Genomic DNA, 23,845 nt, shown 5'->3' on the forward strand with positions numbered 1-23,845 from the left:
CGCCCCTGCCTTTTGACGAGGCAGCATAACTTTACAATACAGTCCAAACTTTAGAAATTTTTTAGTTGTTGTCTGTTAAAAAAATGTGAATTTATGAAGTTCGTTCTCTCTAATATTATAGATACAATCTAAGGGCAAAAAGGTTGCATAATTTTCAAATAAACCGGCGCGGTTTCTTAACCGCGCCGGCTTGCCAATCCATTAAACCCTCTTGACCCAGAAAACTTCAAAAAACTACTCCAGAAGCATCGGCATGATGAGCGCAATATCCCTGTCATTGCCCATCGGCTTAATAAGAACGGGATCCAACTCCCGTGAAAACTCTATTGCCACGAACTCGGTTTCGATGTGTGCCAATGCATCTGCCAATAAACGTGCATCAAAGCCAATTAGTATACATCCAGTCCCAGATTCCACACGCACTGTCTCGTAGGGTTCTTCTGGTTCCGATGTCTCTGTGGAGACCCGAATCTGTTCCGTATCGATTTCCAAACGGATCTTATGGTCTTTCGGATTGGCTAACTGTCCGATGTGTTGTGTCACACGCAGGAGTTGCTCTCTTGAAACGCCTACTTTGTTTTTGTTCTGTGGGATGATCTTGTGGTAGTTTGGATACTCTCTGTCCACAAGTTCGGTTGTCAAGGTGGCATCTCCATCGGTAAATCGGATTTGGTTTCCAGAAACAGAGACATCCACTTCAATAGATTCGGAGAAAATTTTCGGAAGCTCCTGAACCGTTTTGAGCGGAACTATAAACCCGTTGGCTTTCCCTTGTAGATCGATCGGATCAAAGCATGCCAGGGCGAGACGCTTGCCGTCCGTCGCAACGATTTCTGTTCTATCTTCAAGGAAGTTGAAGTAGAGACCTTTTAGGAAACTCCGCTCGTCCTCTGTAGATGCAGCATACGCCGTTTTGTGAATGACATCGCGCAATGTCTGTCCACTAAGCGAGAACGTTTCACTTTCAACTGAAAATGGTTGCGGAAAAGTTTCACCAGATATATCGGTGATTTTGTAAATACTATCGCCACACCTAATTTCAACGGTATCGTTGGCTGTTTTTACCAAATTTACCGGCATATCCGTTGGTAAGGTTTTAAGTGTTTCTATCAATTTCTGAGCAGGAACCGTAATCGTTCCCTCCGCTTTGACTGTCGCTTCAATCTTCGTTCTGACGCTAACTTCTAAATCAATCGCTCCGGCTTCCGTGCGGATGAGAACATTTGAGTGGATGAATTCATCACTCTGTCCAATCGTGACACCTTGCAGTCCTTGCAGGGCTTGCAAAAGGTCATCTCTTTCTAAAGTTAATTCCATTTCAAAACCCTCCTTAATTCTGTTACTTGCTGGCTTAGGTGCTTCCTGTTCAGGCACCCTTATAGTTCTTTCGCTCTTGACTTCTTCAACACCAAATTCTGTGCGTAGCAGTGTCCGAACCTCTCTAAGCCTGGTTTTGACAGTGCCGACTGCTAAGTCGAGTTCTTCTGCAATCTCTTTAACAGTTGACATTTCTAAATAGTACAACACGGCGACAGAACGGACCTTTTCTGGGAGGTGATACACGGCTTCCCTGACAGCCCAACGGAGTTCCGTTTCTCGAAAACGGGCGAGCGCGTCCTGATCCATCGTCTCAGCGAGTTGATCAGTGCTCTGAAGAATTTCACTTCTGGTGTGAGACTTCTGGGTGTAGTATCGTCTACAAGCCGTATATGCTATTTTTTGGAGCCACGCACCGAAACTACTAACTTTGCGTAAGCCATCTATGTTTTCCCAGACCGCTATCCAAATGTCTTGAAAAATTTCTTCGGCATCGCGGGTCTGGCGTGAGTTTAAGACAACCAACTGCCAGATTCGGAAACTATGACGGTTTGCGAGTTGCCCGAAGGCGATCTCGTTACCGTCTTGTACGAGTTCAATGAGTTCTTCATCTGTCAGGTCGGTGTACATGGACGAATTGTATCGCATAAACAGATTCCCAATTAGATTTTGGTTGTATAGAGGGAGACTTTTGGGGAAACGGTTTAAAAAAATGAAAAAAGGCGCGCTCGGAAAGCGCGCCTACAAGAGCAGATATTGGCTGGAGCGTCCATTTTTAATCTTTGCGTAATGCCACAACCGGTGGGACAGTAGCGGCTTTTATTGCAGGGTAGATACCGAACGAAATACCAATCGCTGCCGAGAAGGATACCGAAATCAGGACCCACTGCATAGAGATAACCGAGGGCCATTCGGGAACAATTTTGGCGATTTTGACGGCGAGCATCGCCATCCCCTCGCCAGCAAAGACACCGAGTCCAACGCCTATCGCGCCGCCTACCGCGCACATAACTATCGCTTCTATGAGGAATTGTGCAAGAATATCGAACGGTTTTGCACCGAGTGCTTTTCGTAAACCGATCTCACGGATGCGCTCATTGACAGAAACGAGCATCATGTTCATAATGCCGATACCGCCAACGAGGAGCGAAAATCCGGCGATGCTCCCCAAGGCGATTTTAATCATTTTGCTAATCTTCTCTAATTGCGCCATGCCAGCGCGCATCTCAGAGACTCTGACGAATTCGTCTTCGTTGTTGTGTCTTTTTCTTATGACCGTTTTCACCTCTTCGATTGCTTTCGGGATAACGTCGACACTGTTCGCGAAGACCATAATACCGTGAATCTTATCACCACCAGTGAGACGCTCTTGTACAGTTGAGACAGGCATGAAGGCGAGGTTATCGTAACTCCACCCAAACTGGAAGCTTGTCCCTCTCGGCATGAAGGTCCCAACGACTGTGAAGCGTTCGGTCAGCCGCTCCCGCCGTCTTCTACCCCATTGATCGTAATATCGAACGTCTCTTGCGATTTTAATTTCTTGTCCTAAGGGTGATTTATTACCAAATAACTCGGTTGCGAGTTCGTCTCCGAGTACACAGATTTTTGTTGCGTTTTGGACATCTTCGTCTGTAATGAAGCGTCCCTCTTTAATGTCCCAATCCATTGCGGTTGCGTAGGTAGGACCGACTCCATTATAGCCGGCACGGGCTTCCGTGCCCCCCGGACCCTGAAATAGGACACCGCGCCAATCCGCGATTCTGGGTGTGACCGCATTCACGGATGGGCATTCAGCCTCAATTGCCAACGCATCTTCGTATTCCATGTATTCGTTGCTGCGAATGCGGACCCACCTGTTATTTTCTCGTTTATAGGATGTTTGATACAATGTAATTCGGGTTGCCCCGCCCATTTTTTGGGCATCTTGTATCACAATTTCTTTAGCTCCATCTCCGATAGCTATCATTGCAAGGACCGCTGCAATACCGATGATAATTCCAAGCATCGTCAGTAACGAACGCATTTTGTTCGCACGCATTGCAGCGATCCCAATAGACAGCCCTTCGACTAAGCGCATGGTTTCCTCCTAAGAGTTTTACCGTGTCTATTGGTGTGTTTTTTTATTTACAGTTGAAACATTAGAGACATTTGACGCGATTAACGCAGAAAGGTTTATAAAAGTTTCATATCGGGGTGTCAGTTGTCGGCTGTCAGTGGGGAACTTGGGGAGAACAGCGTGTTTTCTTTTAAAGACGCTTGTTCGAGTCAGCGTCGCTCCTATAGGAAGAGGTGATATTGGAAAGAATAGGGCGTATGGTTCATTATCGCAGGCGGGAGATGGTTTTCTCGTAGCGGGCTGCCATTTCAGGTCCCTGGGCTTGTAAGTATTCTTGTTCTGAGCGGCGCGCTGCCTCGGTTGAAGGCGGAACCGGGATGTCAATAGATGCAGTGCTAATCTGATCGTTTCCCCATTTGTATGCGACAATTTCGCCTTTGTTGATGATGAGATTCATGCCGACATTTGCCTCTACAATCGGCACACCGTTTTCGCGCGCTCTTGCAAGCACAGTTTGGTTTTGCGATTTGCCTTTTGAACCATAGGACGGGATGAGGAGGAACTGCGCACCGTCTAAAACAAGCGTGCGGGCAATTAGAGGGTTCCATCGGTCGTTGCAGATTAGGATGCCAGCACGTCCGAAGGGTGTATCAAATGCCCGGATTGTTTCGCCGATACAATTGAAGTTCCACGACGGATGCGTGCCTTCGGCGAACTGCGTTTTGTGGTAGGTGCCGCAGAGCTCGCCTTCCTCGTCAATAAACACGGCGGAATTGTAGACAGAGGAGATGCCCCGCCGTTCTGCAAAACCGAAGCAGAGGCAAATTTTAAGTTGTTTCGCCAGACGACGGAATCGGTGGATGTAAGGACCGTCAAGCGGTTCTGCGATGTCGAGCATCGCTTCTGGGGTTGCCCTGCCTTCGATGACATCCATGACGACGTAGCCTTCCAAAACACCCTCAGTCGCCAAAATCAACTGTGGGGAATCCTTCGCGGCTTCAACGAAGAAAGCCTCCAACTTTTCAGCGTTAGAGGCTTTGTCCCATTTGGTAGGTTTTAACGAAATAGCGGATACGCTAACTGAGCGATACATAAATCAACAACTTTTGTTATCTGCTCTGTCAGAGCCATTAAATCTCCCTGTAGGCGGTATGTCCGCATCCCGACTCTTTCTGACCGCCGACTGCTGATAGCTGATAGCCATTCCCTACCTTGCACCTATTTCGGGTAAGCGGTATTAAGACCAAGAATCACATAAGCCGTCACAAGCCTCGGATCTGCTTCCATCCAACGGCTTTCTTCGTTGAGCCAAAATCCATCGGGTTTCTGGAGTTCAATCATCTTTCCTGCGAATTCTCGGTACCAATCGTGTGAGACACCTTTCGCGTCCATAAAGGTCGATTCACCGTAGAGCCGCAGTGCCTTCGCCATTGTGTGATAGTTGTAGTATAAGCCTTGTGACCCCATACCGTAGTTTTCTTCAAGTGTAAAGTGTTCCTTTATCCACTTAAAGGCGGCTTGGACGCGTTCATCGTCCTTATCAACGTTGGCGTAGATGAAGCTCAATAATCCTGCATACGTCATACTGGCATAAGAACGTGGACTTCCAGCTGCATCCGTACCGGCTTTGCTTTCACCGTCAGGTGAGTAGATGAAACCGCCATCGTTGCCTGCCCACGACTGGTCGTTACTCTCGCTACGATTCTGGGTGCGTTCCAAGAATTTAATTGCCTTGTTCCAGACCTCCTGATCATCCGATCCGCTCTCCTTGAGTGCTTGGATGGCGATGTTTAGGTTAGACAGGTCTTTTACCTCTTGGCGGCTACCGTAACCGATTCCACCGTAATAGACGCTCTCCTCGTCTGTGACCTGTAATGCCTTCAGGAAACCTTGTGCCTTTTTAATAACATCGGTGTATGCTGGATTCCCGGTCGATGAGAGTGCCATCACTGCGATGGAGGTATTGTAATTCGGTAGGGCAGGTTGCATCTCAACATTATAGATGGCACCGTTGGGTTGCTGCAGCTCGACGAGTCGCTGAATGCCTTTCTGGATGAATGGATGTTCTGCTTCGGGATATTTATTTTCTGGGTGCCGTAAAAAAGCAGTGAGGACGAGAGCCGTTATGCCCGGATGATTGGCGAACAGCCCATCTTCGCCTTGCTGTCCTTTCAGCCATTCCAAGCCTCGGTCAATGCTCACGACGACCTGTCCGTTCAATTCCTCGTATGCTGAGGCATCTGTTCCGTGACTATCCGCTATGCCATTCTGTACAACAGCAAACATAAGGAGTAGTGCCAATATGAACCCATATTGCGTTTTCATTTTCATTTTTCCTCTCCCTTTAACAGATGTGTTTATGTCGTACATAGCAAATACGATGCCAATCCGAAAAGCGGGTTTTCGCGCAAATTCTTAGAATTTAGCAGATAATTGCGTCAAAAAATGAACACGACTGTTCATAATCTGAACAATTTGGCACTACAACCTCACCGTCTCCCCACTGTCCGCAGACTGCATCGCTGCATCGTAGACTCGCATCAGTTTACGCATCTCTTCAGGTTTGACGGCTAACGCCGCGCCTTTATTCAACACATCAGCGATATTCTGATAATAAGATTTCCACGTTGTCTGAACGCTTTCGATGACGAGTTCACGGTTTTCGCCGCCCGCTTCCGTCCAGACCTTCGCATAGTTTGCGGGGTCTTGTTGTGCGGCATCGATATTACCGGCGACCATCGGTCCCTCCTGTGGGTCCAAACCATGTTTGGTCAACCCGCCGAGATCTCCGACGATATACCATCTCGGCTTCTCCGCTTTGGCGAGGTTACCGATTTCAATCTGGTATCGGACATCATTTTCAAACTTGATGATGAGGTTGGCGTAGTTACCGATGTCGATGTCCCACTTCGAGCCGTAGTGAATGTCACAGAACACGGATTCAACAGGTGCCGTTACGAGTTGGAGTGCCTGATCGACGAAGTGCGCGGGCCAATCGTAAAGGATGCCGCCGCTCTGACTCTTAACACCACGCCAACCGCGAGGCGGTCCATAGCGCATAATCGCCACCTGATAGAGATAAGGCGTTCCGAGCAAGCCGTCGTCAATAATTTTTTTGACGGTATTGTAGTCCCAGTCCCATCGGCGGTTGTGGAAGACGCTGAGCAGGACGTTGTTCCGCTCACTTGCTGCAATCATCGCATCGGTTTCGGCAGCGTTCATCGCCATGATTTTATCTGTTACAACGTGCTTACCGGCATCCATCGCTTTGATGGAGAGCTCAGCGTGAGTGTCGTGTGGTGTGGCTAACACAACGAGATCGATCGCATCGTCTGCGATAACTTCGTCAATCGTCTGATACATCTCCATATTTGGATACGCCTGACGTGCGGCTTCGCGGCGTTCAGCGTCGCGCGTCGCAATCGCGTAGAGATTCAATCCGTCTGCCAGACCAACAAGATAGGAATGAAAAGCGCGTCCGGCATATCCGTAACCAATAACGGCTGTATTTACCATAAAGCAGGATTCTCCTTCTAACTGTAGTATTTTATAACGGGCAATAAATTGCCCTACTACAAACTGGATTTACCTTTAATTTGAAAGTAGACAAGCAGTAGGAGGCCTTTCTGGGGAAACACCCAAGCAAAAACACCCCGATGCTTCTATAGCTTCTGATCATTCAATGTCCAATCATAATCCAAGTAACGAAACTGGATGTCCATTGACGACAAATATTCTGCGTCTTCGGGGGGTAGGTAGTCGGCGAGGAAATCTGCTACGCCGTCGTAGCCCTCCTTAAAATCGTTCTCATACCACTTGAAAATTTTTGAAAGGTGGACGATGTGCTTCGCACGGTCAACCCGAACCTGCTCAGGGTTCTGAATAAAATTGAACGTTAGGGTCTCAAGCCTTTCCTCAATCGTCTCGGCAGAGAAAGCGCGGTCTCCGATAGGTGGACAGCTGAATGAAGCACATACAATTGCAAAGTGAACCCGTGGATCCGGGAATTCTCCGCGGAGAATACCGTGTTCAATTTGATTTGGTGTATAGGTTTTGCCCGCCACTTGGAACTTCAACCGATAGAAAAAACCTCTAAAAAGTTTGACCCTTCGGACACTATTGGTCGGGTAGTGGTCAATAACCCCTTTAATGACAATCGCGTTGTAGGCGTTAATCCAAAAAGCCAGTTGTTCGTTATAGGACCATGCCGTAGGTTTCGCGACAGCCAATAGGTCCAAATACGCCTCCAGTTTTTCAGAATTCGCTTTCAGCTTTGTATAGTTAACGCGTCCTTTTTCATCAACGTGTTCTTGCAAAACCTGATCGAACAGGTCATGGGAGAAAATGGTGCCTTCTGCAGGCTGCTGGGTTCGCACATCTACTTCAACGCGGAAATGGTAAAGGAAAAGCACGCTACCTAAAGCCAACAACAAGAGGCATAGAATGAAAACACGTTTTTTCATGGCGTAGTGCCTCACGCATACTGTTCCAACACGTCCCGATCAATCTCTATTCCCAAGCCTGGCACCTGTGGAACGTCAACGTATCCGTCGACTGCATGTATCGGTTCCTGTGCCAGTGCTGTGCGGAGACGGTTCTCGGTCATGTCAAATTCCAAGAGTGACGGGATTGGATTGAGTGCCTGTGGTGCATCTGGAAGCGTGGCTTGCCAGTGGAGTGTCGCAGCGAGGCGGATACTACCGCCCCACATGTGCGGGAGGACTCGGACGTAGTTTGCGCTTGCCATGGCAGCGATTTTTCGGCATTCTGTGAAGCCACCCGCGATGCTTATATCGGGTTGCACGATATCCAATCCGCGTTTCTGTATGAGGTCGCGGAATGCCCAGCGTCCTTTCAGCATCTCGCCGCCAGCGATTCTCACCTTCAGTGCGTGTCGGATTTCCCGATAGCCATCAACATCGTCAGTCGTAATGGGTTCCTCATACCAGAAGAGATCGTTGTCTAAAATCTTCTGTCCGACATCAATCGCGGTTGCGACATCGTAGCCACAGTTCGCATCAACGGCAAAGAGGGTGTCCGCACCAATCGCGCGTCGGACTGCAGCGACGTTTTTCACATCGTAAGCCTCACCGAAACCGATTTTCATCTTGACAGCGGGGAATCCTGCATCGACGTATCCTTTCGCTTCGTCCATCAATGCTTGGGTTATATCGGGTTTGTCTTTCTTGAAAAGTCCACTTGCGTAGGCGGGAATCTTCAGGCGGAACGCGCCGCCGAGGAGTTGATAGATCGGCATGTCCAGTGCCTTGCCCATAATGTCCCAGAGTGCGATGTCAACACCGCTGAACGCCCCGAGATCGCCGCGCATTGCTTCGCCTATCCGTTCCGTTTCAAAAGGCGATTGCCCCATGAGGTGTGCTTTGATGGCTGAGGCAGATGGGGTGCTCACGCCTTCACCCCAACCGGTAATCCCTGCGTCTGTGCGAATTTCGACCACGACGGCAGTGCGCGCCTGCGACCAGCCGCGTGAGTTGGCAAAGGGTTCAACCAGTGGATAGCGTAAGTTATAAGTTTTAACGTCAGTAATTTTCATAATTGTGGTTTTTGTGGGTATAACTCTAAGGTGCGGGGACCTGCGTTAAGAGATCGGCGTTAAGAGCTTCTTCTTCCTCAAGCGGGATGTGGAACATGCCGCGGTGTTGTGTAGCGATGTACAGTCTATCGTTGTTGACAACGAGTGAGATAACTCTATCTGGCACACTCGCAGCCATCTGTTTCCACCTGCCACGGTCATCCAAGCGATAGACCCCTGTATCACCAGCACCATAAATGCTGGTATGATTGATAGCCAATCTGTCTATGACAATAGGCTGACCGGCTCTGTCAGTTAGGACGCGCCAGTTTTCTCCGTCCTGTGAGGATAAAACACCGTTGTCTGTGGCAACGTAAACCGTTGAACCGGCAAAGACGATCTCGCTGAAATGGGTAAACAGAAGTGGGAGGCTTGACGTGATGTCTTTCCAAGTGTCTCCGGCATCGAGTGATTGAAACAGTTGTCCGGCTCGTTTTCCGACGTAGACGGTTTCTCCTGAAGCTGCCAATTTGAATCCGTGTTGCAAATCTTCATCTGGTTGTTTGCCGAGGTCTATGAGTCCGGTGTTTGTCCATTCTGGGTCTCCAAGTTTCCATTTGAAAAGCCTGCGTTGATGCTCTACGTAGAAAGTTTCATTAGTGCTCGTAAATCCACCGGCTATTACGAAAGAGGCAACAGTTTGCAACGCTTTCATCAATTTCTCATTTTTTTCTATATCATCAGGTAAGTTAAGCCCTTCTGCTTTTGCGACAGTTGTCCACAATTCGGTAGACAACATTTTTTCATAAAAAGAAGGTAGCCTTTGAGTAGGGATGAGTATGTTACCATCTGTCGATAAGCGGAAAATCCGCAGATTGTTTCCATCGGGGACAATCCCATACAGCCCTTCATCTACTAATGTTAACCTGGCTTTAAAAGAAAAGTCAACATGAGAGTTTTTCTGCCGTATTGATTCAAGTTCATCCTCGTTAGCATCAATCTTAATCCTTTTCCATGATTCGCCATCATCTATTGATTGGACAGCATGGCTCCCGGTATATGCATAGAGTTTGTTGTTTAATGCTGTCAAACTCCGTATTCTCGTTCCTACTATTCCGTCCATAAAGGGATACCACGAGTCGCCACCGTCAATTGTTTGATGCACACCCAATGCCCCGGCTATGTACAAAGTATTTTCGTCGGCCGCTGCAGTTGTAAAGACATTCTGTTTGATTGGGTTTCCGTCGAATCCGAGTTTTGCCCATGTTTGTCCGTTATCGTTTGAACGGAAACTCAATCCACCATCTAAAACTAAGAGAGTTTTACCAACAGTTAAGATTTTGACGCTACGTGGGCCCACCATAATAGACGGTTTATTTTTAGGTGTTATCTCGGTCCAGGACAACCCTAAGTCACCTGAGTGGAAAATCTTCCATGGACGTGCAGCGTCCCCTGTTATTCTTTGCGTGGCGTACTTTCCCTCTGTTTTGGACAATCCCAATCCAAAAGGATCGGGGCCTGTTGCAACATAAAGATTGTTTTCCATAACTGCCAAGGCGTGGACTGCGTTAGCTGAGTCCAATGACAATTGTTCCCAAATATCCGAATTAAGACGATAGACACCGTCATTTGTGCCAGCAAATACTGTGTTTTCAACTGTAGCGACTGCGTAAATGCGCTTGCCTGCCAGCCCATTATCTAAGTGTGTCCACTGTGCGCCTGCATCCGCGGAGCGGAAAACACCTCTATTTTCAAGTGCGAGATATATTCCATGTGAACTGTTCTCGCGTGTTTCATCTATTATTACGAGTCCGATAGCATCCCCTTCTGGACGGAGCCCCAGAGCATTCCATGTCTCACCTTTATTGGTTGAATTAAACACTTCATCATCGGAAACAATATAAAGCGTATTATCGTGCTCTGCCATCGGCATCGGGAAATTCCCAGTAGGCACACTCGTATTGACGAGCGTCCACGCAGTTGCATCCGCTGTCCGATTGTAAATACCGCTTGCTGTAGCAGTATAAAGGGTTCCGTCGGATGTGACGAAGATTTCAGAAATGTGACTCCCTTGTGGTCCGCTTACCTGATTCCATTGTGTGATAGACGGTCTGAACGGACTCTTCTGCGTATTCGGTGCTAAGACATTCTGGGAATCTTGCAGACCGACACCACTATTTTCGCTGGAAATAGCGACCCGGCCAGCCTGATTTCGCACGGCTGGTTTTGAATCAATGTCAAGTGTAATCGGGGCATCAATAATCTCAACTGTCCGCTCGGATCGTGCCTCAAAACTATACGGTTTCTGAAAACGGGCAAGATATTGATTGGTTGCACCCAACATCAAAACAATCAGAAGGGTAGCGGTACCGAAAGCAATCCAAGGTGTTAAGGGTTTTCCGACTGAAGGTGGTATCGGTTTCATGTCGGCGACCTGCCGCATGATGTTCTCAGTCAAATTGGGAGGTAATTGGAAACTGCCGAGAATTTCACGAATCAAAAGTTCCTCGTGTTTTTCTAAACGCTTTCGCGCCCGCTGAAGTCGACTTGTGATTGTGTTTGCAGATACGCCGAGAAACTTCCCTATCTCTTTCGTCGTCATTTCACTGAGGTAGTAGAGCGTCACGACGGTTCGCTCGCTTTCGGGTAGTTTGTTGAGTAGTGCCTTGACAAGTGCTTCGCTACGTTCAGAGGTCTCTACATTGCGTTGCTCTGATAGGTAATGTTCATAAGACAATTTGGCTATTTCTTGTCCAGGTGTGCCTTCCAGCGATTGCGTTTTAGACATGTTTTTTCGGAGCCAGTTAACGCAACATCGTCTTGTAATGACATAGAGCCACCCGGCGAATTGTCTGTGGTCCTTTAAGGTTGGCAGTTTTTTGTAAGCTTCAAGGAAGGCATCTTGAACAATTTCTTCGGCATAGTGAAAGTCATTCACCTTCCGCCATGCAAGGGCATGCATACTCTTTTGGTACTTTTCAACGAGCGGACTAAATGCGTCGTCATCGCCTGATAAAACTTTGCGAATTAACTGAACATCGTTTTCTTTTTCCATGGGGTGCCTTTCTTTAGGTGTATTTTTTAGGATCGGTGAGGTTCTTGTTGGAACATCTGTCTTGTAAGGCGCGAACTATAGTAAACCTTAGAATTAACCAGACATTCAACGAATCAACTTCAGATGCGCGTGTGGCATTCTGCGGGTGCGGTTAGGAAACCGTGAAGAAACACCCCAGCAAAAACCCTACCGGGTTGTAAGGCGCAAACTAAAAGTTTGCGCTACAAAGACGGCATTCGCATTATATTATAATCATTCAGTGAATAAGTCAACAAAATTTTTGGGTATGCAAATGTTTTGGCGGGGGATTTTCAGAGCAAGGGTTGTGGGATTATGGATGGTGGTTGGCAGTTGGTGATTAGCGATTAGTCGTCGGGATTTAGAAATCCCTCCTACAGAAGAAAAGACGGGATTGGGAGTGGTGGTTAGTATTCTAACAGCGTTGGTGTCTGTCAGAATCAGGATTTTCATATTTCCCAGCGGAACCTGGTTTCTCGTTTGCCGCCGAGGCTTTGAAGTTTTTCACTTATCTGGTTCGTCTTTTCGATGAGAGGACACTCAGTGCCAATAGTCTCAACGTTAAGTCTCAAAAGCGGTTCTGTATTGGATTCTCGCAGATTGAATCGCCAACTACCGTGTTCAGGAATAAATGCGCGTTGGTTGGTGAGGAATCTGACCGATAAACCGTCAATGGGTGTTTCAACGCAAGGGTAATTTCCCCAACAGTCTATCGTCTGCTGGATTGCCTCTATAGCATCTTGTATGTGCTGCTGGGTTTCAAACGAAAAATTAATTTCACCAGAGACGGGATACGCCGATCGGAACCGATTGACAGATTCAGCAAGAGATCTCCTATTCGTGCTTAAATATTCAAGAATAAGCAAGAATGGAATCATGCCGTTATCGGTGTAGAAGTTGTCTCGGAAATAGTAGTGACCGCTCGCTTCCCCAGCAAAAAGTGCACCGACTTCGCACATGCGAGTTTTAATGAACGAATGTCCACATCGGTTGAGCAATGGTGTACCGTTTGCTGTAATAACGACATTTTCTACTGCCCATATAGCTCTTGGATCATATATAACAATATCGCCTCCATCTCGTTGTAAAAGTTTTTCGGCGAGCAATGCTGTAATGTAGCAGCCTTCAACGAATTCCCCATTTTCATCAAAGAAGAAGCACCTATCTGCATCTGCGTCCCACGCCACCGCCAAATCTGCGCGTGTCCGTTTAACCGTCTTGGTGGTTAGCTCTCGATTCTCCGGTCTCAGTGGATCGGGTCTACCTGCAGGTATTTGAGAGAACGTTCCATCGGGTTCGGTGAACAGGTGTTCACAGATTTCGATAGGTGTCTCTGCTAACAGAGGTTCGGCAATTTGTCCAGCAAGTCCGCTATTTGCGTTGATGACAATCCGCTTTCTGCTGAGCTGCTGCCAGTCTACAAAAGAGCGTAGGTGTGCGAGGTATGCCTTCAGAAGTGATGGAGACTGTAGGGAGCCGCGACAGTGCGTTTTCTGTTTCTTAAATGGAACACTGTTCTCAGCAAAATTTCGGAGTTTGAAGAGTCCGGTTTCCGCTGAGATCGGCGTCGCTTGCGGGCCGACTAATTTCATGCCGTTGTATTCCGCCGGATTGTGAGATGCCGAGATGACAATGCCGCCGTCTGTCTGGTAATGTGCTACAGCGAAATAGAGCATATCGGTTGAAATCTGACCGAGGTTAAGGACATCAACGCCTGCGTCTGCGAGCCCTTCTGCGACCTGTTGCCACAGTTGGGGAGAACTTTCGCGAACATCGTGACCTACTGCGACAGTTTTCGGTAGAAAGTGAGCTGCAAAGGCGCGGGCGATTCGATAAAAATCGTTGGGTTCAAAGTCTACGCCAAAAATGCCTCGAATGTCATACGCTCGGAAGATGTCTCGATTCATCGGAGAACTCCGTTTTGGAAATGCTGCTGGGCATAAGCGAGTCGCTCTGGGACCCCAATATCAATCCAATCTGCATCGGTTTCCAAAGCGTAGAGATTGGGAACAGACGGAAAAACGTCCCGTTCAATTGAGAACACCGCTTGCTTTTTGGGAAAGGCATCGGCAATTGTTTGGTTAAAAAGATACACACCTCCGTTGATGTATCCGGCGCGGTGAATAGACTGTTTCTCGCGGAAGGCTGTGATTCTCCCATTGCTATCCGACACGATCTCACCATACGGACGAATGTCGTCAACATGCACACTTAACAGGAGTCCCGTCATCTGTTCATGGAAATATCTTAACACCTCTTGAAGTGAGAAGTTGCTGAGGAGGATATCTCCATTGAGGACGAAAAAGGGAGAGGTGTGAATATATTTCATAGCGTTGGCAATTGCACCGCCAGTGCCGAGTTTTTTATTTTCTTTGGCGTAGCGGATCTGCATGCCTTGGTGGTAAGTACCGATGTGTTCATAGAGTGTCTCGTGCAAGTGTCCAGAAGCCAGAATAGCTTCTTTAATCCCGACTTCTTTTAGCAAGTCAAGCTGCCAATCCAAGACAGTGCGCTCGCCAACTTCCAATAGGATTTTTGGAGTCTTTTTACTAATGCTTCCAAGTCGCGTTGCTAAACCGCCACATAAGATGATTGCTTGCATAGTTCCTTTTGCTGTTTTTAGGAGCGTGTCAGCAAAAAACTGACACACTCCCAAATGTAGATAAAAATATGAATAGATACCCATCTTGACTAGAATACTCTTACTTCCAGTTAAGTTCGATGAGCCATCTATCTTTTATTTTTTGTACTTAGGCGCATACCACTGTACAAGAGAGTTCTTCCCCGTGTTTTTCACAAAAAGTTAAACAATCATTGCCACCTGAATCATAACGGTCATTGGCACTAACAGGTGAAGCAAAAATCACTTGAGTTAGCAGGAAAGTGCCGCTTACTATGCCTAAAGACAAGGGTGCCTTGACGACTACTTTTCCCTCCTCAGAAGCGAGGAATTCTCGGATTTTACCGCGGAGATTTGCTTTCATTCAGATTCACCTCCTTTCTTCTACCGGTAATCTCAACCGGCGGATTCACTTCCAAATGGGGACTTAGCCGCAAGAGCGAAAACACCCCTTGGAAATGTTCTCTAATAATTTACCTATCGGCAAGCGTATGCCAAAGCGGTTTCAAGGAGGTTATATCTGAAGGTTTATTTGTTTTTCACTTTTCCCCACATTGTGGTTAGCAGCTGCGGTTGTGGTGAAACGGGCAATGCGTATGCTGGATCAAACCAATCCCCAAGATGATTCCAGCCAATATCTGTCAGTTGTTCAGACTCCCCACCCGCTAAACTAACTTTGAAAATTTGATAACTCTTGTTTCCCGCTGAGCGTTTATAGAGCAGCGCATCACCACGTGGAGACCATACTGGCGACGTTGCCCTGGGACCCGCTTCCTCAATAATCTGGGTAAGACCTGTTCCATCGCGATTTACTGTGTAAACCGTCTCTGTTTCAACGAAATCCTTGAAAGGTACTTGATGCTGCCAAGAAAAGGCAAGCTTGTCTCCGGTTGGAGACCACTTCACGACGCTGGACATCCACGAGGGTATCGCTTCAGGTGGAAAAAGGTTTTTCCGGTTGCCGGTACGCAGGTTGAAGAGCGTGATTTGCATCTTTGCCGCTGCCCAACCTGTGATGAAGGCAAGCTCCGTTCCGTCCGGCGACCACGACGCAGGACCCCCGATAGCGATTCGCGCCTCATCTTGTTCACCGATTGTAGCAATGTGGACGACTCGTTCATCGTTTATGATGCGCGAGTAGGCAATCTGTTTACCATCGGGAGACCACGTTGGCTCCGCTCTGAATGCCTCTTTCTCAAAAACGCGTTGGACCTTTGTGCCATCTGGATCCATGAGATATAGGTCCCAAACGCCATCTCGGTCAGAGACGAAGAGTATCTGTTCACCTGTCGGTGCCCAGACCGGCGTGATGTTTTGTGAGCGATGCTGGGTTATTTTCACTTGGTTTGTGCCATCTGGATTCATGAGATAGATATCGCGGGTCCCTCCACGGTCTGCCCAAAATGCGATTTTGGGGGTTGTAGGGATTTCTGCGAAAATATGGGCAGGCCAGCACAAGGATACCAAGCTGCAAATGGAAAACAAAAATAAAAAGCAGCGTGCCATAAAAATTTCCTCCGAAGTTAGAAACAGATATCGAAAGAATAGCAGATCGTGCTTATGACTTCTGAGATACGTGGCGGCAAAGACCGCCACGTTCTCAAGTACCCAGAAAGTCCATTAGTTTAAGCGAAGACTTCCTAAGACAAGGGTTTAGTTAAACCCTACTTGGTTCCAGACATCCGTATGAAATCAATCAGGGTTGTCCTGGTTATGCATCTCGGCAGGTCCCCAGATCGCAAACCTGACCTTCGGGACAAGGAATACCACCATTACACTGACAAGCATCTGCTTGGGGTGTTCCGATGATTGCCTGCGCGAGCAAGACACCACCGGTTGCCATACCAAGTGTCAAAGGCCCTTTGACACCCACACGCCCTTCTTCAGATGCAATGAACTCACGGATTTTACCGCGAAGGTTGTTTTTCATTTCGGGTTATCTCCTTTCTGCTGGTGCTCTGGTCCAGCGGAATTGATTCCTCACTCGTTGTTGAGGAAACCATCTCCAAGGCGAATGACTTCGTTATGGGAGTAGAGCCCTCCCTTTGGAAATGCTTGAAAACAAGTACAACTTCAGCAGATATGAGATTTTGAATAGTATTTCTGTCAAAGTGTTCTCAAGGTGGTTAGACTTAAAACGCTATTTCTCTTTCATTTTTCCCCATAGCGTGGTTAGTAACTGTGATTGCGGCGAAACGGGGAGCGCGAACGCTGGATCAAACCAATCGCCTAAACTATACCACCCGAGAGGTCCCACTTTGATCGATTCCCCACCTATCGCAGCAACTTTGAAGATTTGCCACCTTTCTTTTTCCAGTGCCTCATCCATTATCAGTTGTTGGTAGAGTAGCATACTCCCGTCTGGAGACCATACAGGACCTACTGCACGCAGCCCTCTTTCAGGCACAATCTGCTTGAGACCCGTCCCGTCGCGATTTATAGTATAGATTGTTTCGGTCTCAAGGAAGTCCTTTAACGGGACACGGTGCAGCCATGAAAAGGCGAGTCTATCTCCACTCGGAGACCACGCCATTTCCTCCATCCATGAAGGCTGAGCCTCTGGTGGAAAAAGAAACTTTTGACGACCTGTTTCGACATTCAAGACACTAATTCGCATACGTTCAGGCCACCCGACCGTAAAGGCAATCTCTGTTCCATCTGGGGACCAAATCGGTCCGCCTCCGAATGCCACGCGTTCCTCTTTCTTGTCATCTACGGTTCCTATGTAGATAATCCACTGTCCTTGCTCAAGAGAATTGTACGCAATCTGTTTTCCATCCGGGGACCATGACGGTGCTCTTCTATCCTTTGACTTGCCGAATACTTGACGGATATTGGAACCGTCTGGATTCATCAAATAAAGGTCTGTACTTCCCTGAAACCGGTCTCGGCTTGAGCAAAAAAGGATGTGTTCCCCCGTTGGAGACCAAACAGGCGAATGGTCTACAGCGGGATGATTCGTAAGGTTTACTTGCTGAGTTCCGTCTGGATTCATTAACAAAACATCCCAGTTCCCATTTGGAGCCGCTGCAAACGCAATTTTAGGTATTGTTGGTGCTTGTGCGGGAACAAGACATATATTTGCGGACAACAACATTAAGCTAAAAAGATAAAAAATCAGAGGAAATTTCTTGAAAAAATTTCTGGTATAAGTCTTAATCATTTTAGAAGCTCCTCGTATTCTTATTTGCATGGAAAATAAGATGGGCGTGGCAGCAAAAAGCCATCACGCGTTTAAGTATCTATGTTATTTCCTCGCGATTCAAGGGAATAACATAGATACTACTAATATTACCACTTACTTGGTTTCATACTGATGTCTGAGGCCAAGTAACGATTGTGTTGTCTATCCATCTCGGCAAGTGCCCAGATCACATACTTGTCCAGCACCGCAATTCTCGTTAAACTGGCACATCCACGCCTCGGCTTTTGGCGTTCCGACAATAGACTGTGCGAGCAGGATGCTACCAGTCGCGACACCAAGTGTCAAAGGACCTTTGACACCCACCTTGCCTTCCTCGGATTGCATGAATTCTCGGATTTTACCGCGAAGATCGTATCTTAAGCTGCTATTCCTTTTTGATCTTTCCCCATGTTGTTGTTAGCAACTCAGGCTGCGGTGAAACGGGCAATGCGTATGCTGGATCAAACCAATCTCCAAGATGATTCCAGCCGATATGTGTCAGTTGTTCGATCTCCCTATTCTCTAAACTCACTTTGAAGATGTGGAAACTCTTACGATCCACATATCGCTCATAGAGCAGCGCATCACCCCGCGGAGACCAGACTGGTAAAATTGCTCTTGGACCCGCTTCAGCAATAATCTGCGTAAGCCCTGTCCCATCGCGATTCACTATGTAAATTGTTTCTGTTTCAAGAAAATCCTGAAAGGGCACCCGATGGAGCCAAGAAAATGCGAGTTTCTCTCCTGTTGGAGACCACTTTGCCCCATCGGACATCCACGAGGGTATCGCCTGACGAGGGAAAAGGATCTTCTGGTTGCCCGTCCGTAGGTTGAAGAGCGTTATTTTCATCTTTTTTGCTGCCCAGCCAGAAATAAATGCCAGTTCACTTCCGTCTGGCGACCACGAAACATAACCGCCAGCAACGATTCGCTCCTCATTTTCTTCACCGAGTGTTGCGATGTGGATGATTTGTTCATCCCGTATGACACGCGAGTAGGCAATTTGTTTGCCATCCGGCGACCACGCGGGGAGCACTCTGAGAGCCTCCTTCTGAAAGACGCGTTGGACATTTGTTCCATCTGGATCCATGAGGTGTAGGTCAAAAATGCCATCGCGGTTAGAGACGAAGAGGATCCGTTCACCTGTTGGCGACCAGACGGGCGTGAAATCTTGGGCGCGGTGATGTGTTATTTTCACTTGGTTTGTGCCATCTGGGTTCATGAGATAGATATCGCGAGTCCCTTCACGGTCTGCCCAAAACGCGATTTTAGCGGTTTTCGGGGCCTCTGCTAAAATGGGAGAAAGCCAGTACAACAATGCCAAGCTGCAAGTGGAAAGCGAAAAAAGTCGGCGTGCCATGAAAATTTCCTCCTAAATTAGGACCGGAGCGTTAAAAAGTAAGTTATAGAATTAGGTCCACGATTACAGGCGGACGTGGCGGCTTTCGCCGCCACATTCGCAAGTGCCTAGAAAGCCCATTAATTTGCGTAGGGCTTCCCAGACAATGGTTTAGTTATTAACTATCCACGCATGTGCCTTCAGAACACACCTGACCCGCAGGGCAAGGAATTCCCGCCGCACCGCATGCGTCAGCATTTGGTGTTCCGACAATAGCAGTTGCGAGCAGGACGCTACCTGTTGCAACACCGAGCGTCAAGGGTGCTTTGGCACTTACACGCCCTTCCTCAGATGCGAGGAAGGTTTGAATTCTGTCTCGAACATTCTTTTTCATCTTGGCTTTTCTCCTTTCTGCTGGTGCTTCTCTTCCAGCGGGATAAGTTTCTCAACTAGAGTTGGGAAACTCATTTCCAAGGCAAATTGCTTCGCTACGGGAGTGGAGCCCTCCCCCTGGAAACGCTCTCTAAATTCTTTTCAAAATACTTACGATTCTTGTTGACTGATTTCATGAACCGTGTTCGCTTCGTTCCTCTTTGAGATCACTGACAAGGTGTTCCACTCGCCCGTAATAACTGCGTTGCCCGGAATTGGTGGTTATCGACTAAAATCGTCGGTGAGGCTTTAATACCCAATTCCTCGGCGCGCTTGATGTTTTCCCGGAACATCTGTTCGGAAACCTCCGGTGAATCAAACAGACGTTGAATCTTTGCGACATCAATGCCGAGTTTCTCAGCGCAACTCTCCCAACTCTTGTCCAATTTCTTACCCCGACATAAGATGTAGTCGAGATACTTATCAGGATATTCTCGCGCTATCAGGAGTTGTCGGATATTTTCTGCCACTTCAGGATAACCGTGTAGACTCGTGAACGGTGTTATATCGTTCAGAGAAACCGTCTCCTTCTCGTCTGCGATGAATTGGAGTTTGAAGTCGATTTTGTCACCAAATTCCTTGACGATTGGGATAATCTTCTCTTCCGCCTGAACACCGAAGGGACAGTAACTCATGACGAACAGTTCCAATGTCGGTTTGCCCATCCGTGCTATACGGGATGCTAAGAGTTCCTCCAGGTTCATTGGTTCTCGACTGTGATCAATGTCCTTGGTGTGGAGTGCTACGACTTCTGAGAAGCCCGGAGAATGTTTTGTATCATGGCATTCCAGACAGAGCCTTGTATCAGCACCGTTGCGAATGTTGGTTTTCTTAGGATTGCCGACGTGCTGTTTGCCAGGACCGTGACAGGTTTCGCATTGTACGCCTTTGAGGGTTGAGTCCTGATCGCCTATCTGAAATCCTGTTGGATAGCCGAGTCCGGTGGTATGGCAGGAGACGCAACCCGCATCGAAGTAGCGTTCTTTTTTCAGAAGCGTTTCAAAGGCGAACGCGTGCCGCGTCGCTGACCACTGGAGATATTCTTGTTGATGACACTCTTGACAGGCTGTCGCTGAGGCGTATCCGTTTTGCGGATCCTGTTCCAGGTGTTGTCCAGCGAAGAGCGGTGTAAGGTCAGACGATTGCCCAACCTCTCGATAAAAGTCGGTCAGCAGTTGGCGCACCGATTGGGATTCCGCTACGTCGCCAGTCAACGCTAATTGTGTGGCGTAATGACGTGCGAGTTCCCTGTTTGAGTTTATCCAGAGTGCTAAGAGTCCCAATGTTTTGCCTTCGGGTTTAGAGCCGACATAAAGCGTTCCATCTTCAGATTTCGTTGTCTCCATTTCGTCGGGTTGAATTACAACGTCAACGTGTTTCGAGGTTTCATAAGTCCCCAGAGCTACAACAAGATCGACTTGCGGTACTGTATCTTCTGAAAGTTCACCTGTGACAAAGGCGATCGTATGCTGCCCAACTTGTCTGGTGACAAAGGGATGTGTAAAATCGTTTTGTGTTGGAGTTAAAAACGGAAACGTCGCAACGGCACGTTGTTGGCTTAAATACGCGTCCCCATAGGAAAGGTCTGTTTGACTCAGGGCAACGGCATCATATTCCATCGCCGACATCGCCTTGAGATTGACTTCACACCGTTTCGCGTCAATTTCCGCTTTTCCATCAAAGATATTGCCTGCATCAACCAAGAGAGTTGGAAACCCTTGCTGTCGAATCTGGTCTACAATGTAAGCACGTCTCGGCAGTCCCCCCGACTGCTCTTGATAACACCCGCACGGTTCCAGATGGCTTTTGGTGCCACCGGTGTATAAAATAATCACAGAAGGCGGATCGTCGTTTTTGAGTTCGGACAAAACTGTTTCTAATGGCTCACCGAAAACAGGTCGCGCTTTTTGCTTCACTTCCTGGATCTGGTTGAGTCTTTGAGATTCTGCCCACTGTAGGTAAATCGGTGGTAGCGTTACCACTACCGTTAAAAAGGTTAGAACAAGAATCGCACGTTTCATAGAGATAAAATAAATCAATTAAGGGTTATTGATTTGTGTTCCTTTCGTGTGTAGAGAATGGCTATCGGCTTTCAGCAATCGGCAAAGAAGCGTTTAATTTAAGCAGAACCTCTTTTACTGACAGCCGACCGCTGATGGCTGACTGCCAAATTAAAATAGCTGCATCAGTTTGAGATAAAAGGGACCTTCGCAAAGAACCGTCAGCAGTGCTCCGATGGAGATAACCGGCGCAAAACGAATTGAGGGTTGGACGTTTATCTGATTGCCAAATTCGGCAAAAGCACCCGCTGCAGCAAGGTGTTGCAATTCGGCGATCTCTGCCGTCGTCAGACCTGTCGGATCGGGTGAGATGACAATGTTATCGTCCTGACCGCTTGAAAACTCGACCTGTTGCTTTTCGTAGCGGACGGTGCCGTCTGGTTGCGCTACCCGAACAATCTGTTCCGCAGGAATCATACCGACTTGGAGACCGTTGACATCAACGGCATTGTCCAAGGTTACACTCGCTAAACTGAGAATCAACTGTTTGGCGATAACGAAAACCACGAGATACAACCCTAAAAAGAAGGCGAAACCGGTGAGAAACACCGAAATAGATGGCGTTGCTTGCACGGCTAACCAGACACAGACAAAACCAGTAACAGCGTAATAGACCGGCGTTTTCGGCAGTGGCGATAACATCTTTTGAATCACAGTAAATGCGACCAAAACTAAAATGAGGCGCAGAAATCGATCGGGTTCCCATCCAAAAAATTGCAACACGTAGGTTAATCCAGACCCGATACCGATAAACAGAAGCAGGTTGAAGAGTTTTTCGAGGAGCGGCTCCTTTTGAAAGTAGGACTTGAAGAAATACCGAAGCAGGTCGAGTTTATTTCGCATCAGTGCAAACTTGAAGAGCAAATATCCGAGTATCCCTATAGAGTACGGGACAATAATATTGAGTGCGAGTATCAAGGGTGGAAAACTCATCGCACCGCTGAGATTTCTGAAAAGCGACAGCGGAAAAATCAGGCAGAGTCCCCAAAAGAGTTTGGAATCTCCGGGCGAGAAGATACCGAACCAGTAGAAGGCAAACGCAATCAGTCCACTTCCGAAGAAGAGTCCTAAAATATAGAGGGGCGTTGTTGTGCAGAGATACCACGCCATCAGTTGGCTAAGTGTTCCTACATACAGGAGTCCGAGGGAGCAGAAGTTGCGAATCTTCTGCGTCTTCAGGTCGGTATAACTCGCGTATCCGCAGAAAGCGAGTGCCAAGAAAATCAGAAAGTATTCATAGTACGACATAATACAAAGCGTGCCTTTCTTTACGGTTTCGTGCTGAGTGCAAATGTATCAACGAAGGGACCCGCTTGCCGTTGGAACTCCTTCGTCTCGAAGTCAATAACTTTAAGTCCAACCTTTTTGTAGAGTGATAGGACTTCATCGGGAGAATCAAAATCGTAGAGGTGCATGAGAAGCGGTAGCTGCACCGGCAGTGCCGTTATTGCGTATCCACCCGGCTTCAGGACTCGCATTGCTTCTAACAACCCAGTTTCTGGATCTGGGATATGCTCAAGCACCTCAACAGCGATAACTATATCAAAAGTATCATCTGGATAGGGTAGCGCGCGAACATCTCCAACTGATAGTTCACTCCTTCCAAGTACATCTTTTTTCGATAAGAGTCTCTGGGCATGATGAAGGCAGTGCTGGCTTATATCAACACCGTCAACTTGCCATGAGGGGTCTTGTTGTAGAATGAATGTAGTCAACACACCGGGACCGAAGCCGAGATCACAGAAACGCGATTTTTCTTTCAAACGGTTAAGGTGTTTGCCGATGAATGCTTTCCTTTCCAAAGCAGGCGGAAAAGCGATGTAGTTCAGGTGTTCACTGATAGGGTAATATTTCGTTTCATAGAGTTTCGTTTTTACTGCTTCAAAATCCCTATCTGCTGTGAGTTGGTTGGGAATTTCAAGGGCAAAGAGTTGTTCAACAGTTATATCGCCACAGTAGAGGATGTCGCTGACGATTTCCTCAGTGTGTGCCCAGTTTGTCTCCGGCTGCTGGATTAAAGTTTCTGTCTGCGCTAAGATAGAGGAGAATAGGTGCTGAATTGTCTGATCAAAACGGGCGCGATGGTATGCCACTGCGTGTGGATATAAGTCTGTGTGTGTTTGGAGTTGTGCATCAAACGCTGATTCAAATTCAGGGTAGTGCATTTATCATTACCTTTCTCAAAATCGGATTTTTTCGATAACTGGAAATGGATTAAAAACATGTTCGGG

20 protein-coding genes are annotated in these 23,845 nt (G+C 47.6%); all 20 read right to left on the reverse strand.

Going from position 1 to position 23,845, the window contains the following annotated elements; translation table 11 throughout:
- Nucleotides 1-234: 234 nt before the first annotated feature.
- Nucleotides 235-1,965, reverse strand: coding sequence for a DNA polymerase III subunit beta (dnaN, locus tag OXN25_07045; GenBank protein MDE0424605.1), 1,731 nt, complete (start codon nt 1,963-1,965; stop codon nt 235-237).
- A 127-nt stretch (nt 1,966-2,092) separates the two neighbouring features.
- Nucleotides 2,093-3,394: an ABC transporter permease gene (locus OXN25_07050; protein MDE0424606.1), complete on the reverse strand. Its 1,302-nt coding sequence runs from the start codon at nt 3,392-3,394 to the stop codon at nt 2,093-2,095.
- Nucleotides 3,395-3,638: 244 nt separating this feature from the next.
- The gene (locus OXN25_07055) at nt 3,639-4,466 is read right to left on the reverse strand and encodes a carbon-nitrogen hydrolase family protein (GenBank protein ID MDE0424607.1); all 828 of its coding nucleotides are present in this window, start codon (nt 4,464-4,466) and stop codon (nt 3,639-3,641) included.
- A gap of 125 nt (nt 4,467-4,591) precedes the next feature.
- Nucleotides 4,592-5,698 (reverse strand): terpene cyclase/mutase family protein, encoded by a 1,107-nt coding sequence (locus OXN25_07060; GenBank protein ID MDE0424608.1) that lies wholly within the window; start codon nt 5,696-5,698, stop codon nt 4,592-4,594.
- A 156-nt stretch (nt 5,699-5,854) separates the two neighbouring features.
- On the reverse strand, nt 5,855-6,889 hold the full coding sequence (locus OXN25_07065; GenBank protein ID MDE0424609.1) for a Gfo/Idh/MocA family oxidoreductase: 1,035 nt from the start codon (nt 6,887-6,889) through the stop codon (nt 5,855-5,857).
- Between the two features lie 146 nt (nt 6,890-7,035).
- Complete coding sequence (locus OXN25_07070; protein ID MDE0424610.1) at nt 7,036-7,836, reverse strand: DUF547 domain-containing protein; 801 nt, start codon at nt 7,834-7,836, stop codon at nt 7,036-7,038.
- An 11-nt stretch (nt 7,837-7,847) separates the two neighbouring features.
- A complete protein-coding gene (locus OXN25_07075) occupies nt 7,848-8,927 on the reverse strand; it encodes a mandelate racemase/muconate lactonizing enzyme family protein (GenBank protein MDE0424611.1) in 1,080 nt (359 codons plus the stop codon).
- Nucleotides 8,928-8,952: 25 nt separating this feature from the next.
- Nucleotides 8,953-11,961 (reverse strand): sigma-70 family RNA polymerase sigma factor, encoded by a 3,009-nt coding sequence (locus OXN25_07080; protein MDE0424612.1) that lies wholly within the window; start codon nt 11,959-11,961, stop codon nt 8,953-8,955.
- Between the two features lie 467 nt (nt 11,962-12,428).
- Entirely contained in the window at nt 12,429-13,886 is a 1,458-nt protein-coding gene (locus OXN25_07085; protein ID MDE0424613.1) for a phosphomannomutase/phosphoglucomutase, read from the reverse strand.
- Entirely contained in the window at nt 13,883-14,581 is a 699-nt protein-coding gene (locus OXN25_07090; protein ID MDE0424614.1) for a sugar phosphate nucleotidyltransferase, read from the reverse strand. The genes OXN25_07085 and OXN25_07090 overlap by 4 nt, the downstream gene beginning before the upstream one ends.
- Before the next feature lie 148 nt (nt 14,582-14,729).
- The gene (locus OXN25_07095; GenBank protein ID MDE0424615.1) at nt 14,730-14,963 is read right to left on the reverse strand and encodes a hypothetical protein; all 234 of its coding nucleotides are present in this window, start codon (nt 14,961-14,963) and stop codon (nt 14,730-14,732) included.
- Nucleotides 14,964-15,127: 164 nt separating this feature from the next.
- A complete protein-coding gene (locus OXN25_07100) occupies nt 15,128-16,105 on the reverse strand; it encodes a hypothetical protein (GenBank protein ID MDE0424616.1) in 978 nt (325 codons plus the stop codon).
- 205 nt (nt 16,106-16,310) lie between these two features.
- A complete protein-coding gene (locus OXN25_07105) occupies nt 16,311-16,529 on the reverse strand; it encodes a hypothetical protein (GenBank protein MDE0424617.1) in 219 nt (72 codons plus the stop codon).
- Nucleotides 16,530-16,739: 210 nt separating this feature from the next.
- Complete coding sequence (locus OXN25_07110; GenBank protein ID MDE0424618.1) at nt 16,740-17,594, reverse strand: hypothetical protein; 855 nt, start codon at nt 17,592-17,594, stop codon at nt 16,740-16,742.
- 351 nt (nt 17,595-17,945) lie between these two features.
- The gene (locus OXN25_07115; protein ID MDE0424619.1) at nt 17,946-18,128 is read right to left on the reverse strand and encodes a hypothetical protein; all 183 of its coding nucleotides are present in this window, start codon (nt 18,126-18,128) and stop codon (nt 17,946-17,948) included.
- Between the two features lie 40 nt (nt 18,129-18,168).
- Nucleotides 18,169-19,143, reverse strand: a complete 975-nt coding sequence (locus OXN25_07120) for a hypothetical protein (protein MDE0424620.1) — start codon at nt 19,141-19,143, stop codon at nt 18,169-18,171.
- 157 nt (nt 19,144-19,300) lie between these two features.
- Complete coding sequence (locus OXN25_07125) at nt 19,301-19,516, reverse strand: hypothetical protein (protein MDE0424621.1); 216 nt, start codon at nt 19,514-19,516, stop codon at nt 19,301-19,303.
- A 205-nt stretch (nt 19,517-19,721) separates the two neighbouring features.
- A complete protein-coding gene (locus tag OXN25_07130; GenBank protein MDE0424622.1) occupies nt 19,722-21,575 on the reverse strand; it encodes a multiheme c-type cytochrome in 1,854 nt (617 codons plus the stop codon).
- A 150-nt stretch (nt 21,576-21,725) separates the two neighbouring features.
- A complete protein-coding gene (locus tag OXN25_07135; protein MDE0424623.1) occupies nt 21,726-22,862 on the reverse strand; it encodes a hypothetical protein in 1,137 nt (378 codons plus the stop codon).
- A 20-nt stretch (nt 22,863-22,882) separates the two neighbouring features.
- Nucleotides 22,883-23,779, reverse strand: coding sequence for a methyltransferase domain-containing protein (locus tag OXN25_07140; GenBank protein ID MDE0424624.1), 897 nt, complete (start codon nt 23,777-23,779; stop codon nt 22,883-22,885).
- Between the last annotated feature and the right edge of the window lie 66 nt (nt 23,780-23,845).

The organism is Candidatus Poribacteria bacterium (genome assembly GCA_028820845.1).
Lineage (GTDB): Bacteria > Poribacteria > WGA-4E > WGA-4E > WGA-3G > WGA-3G.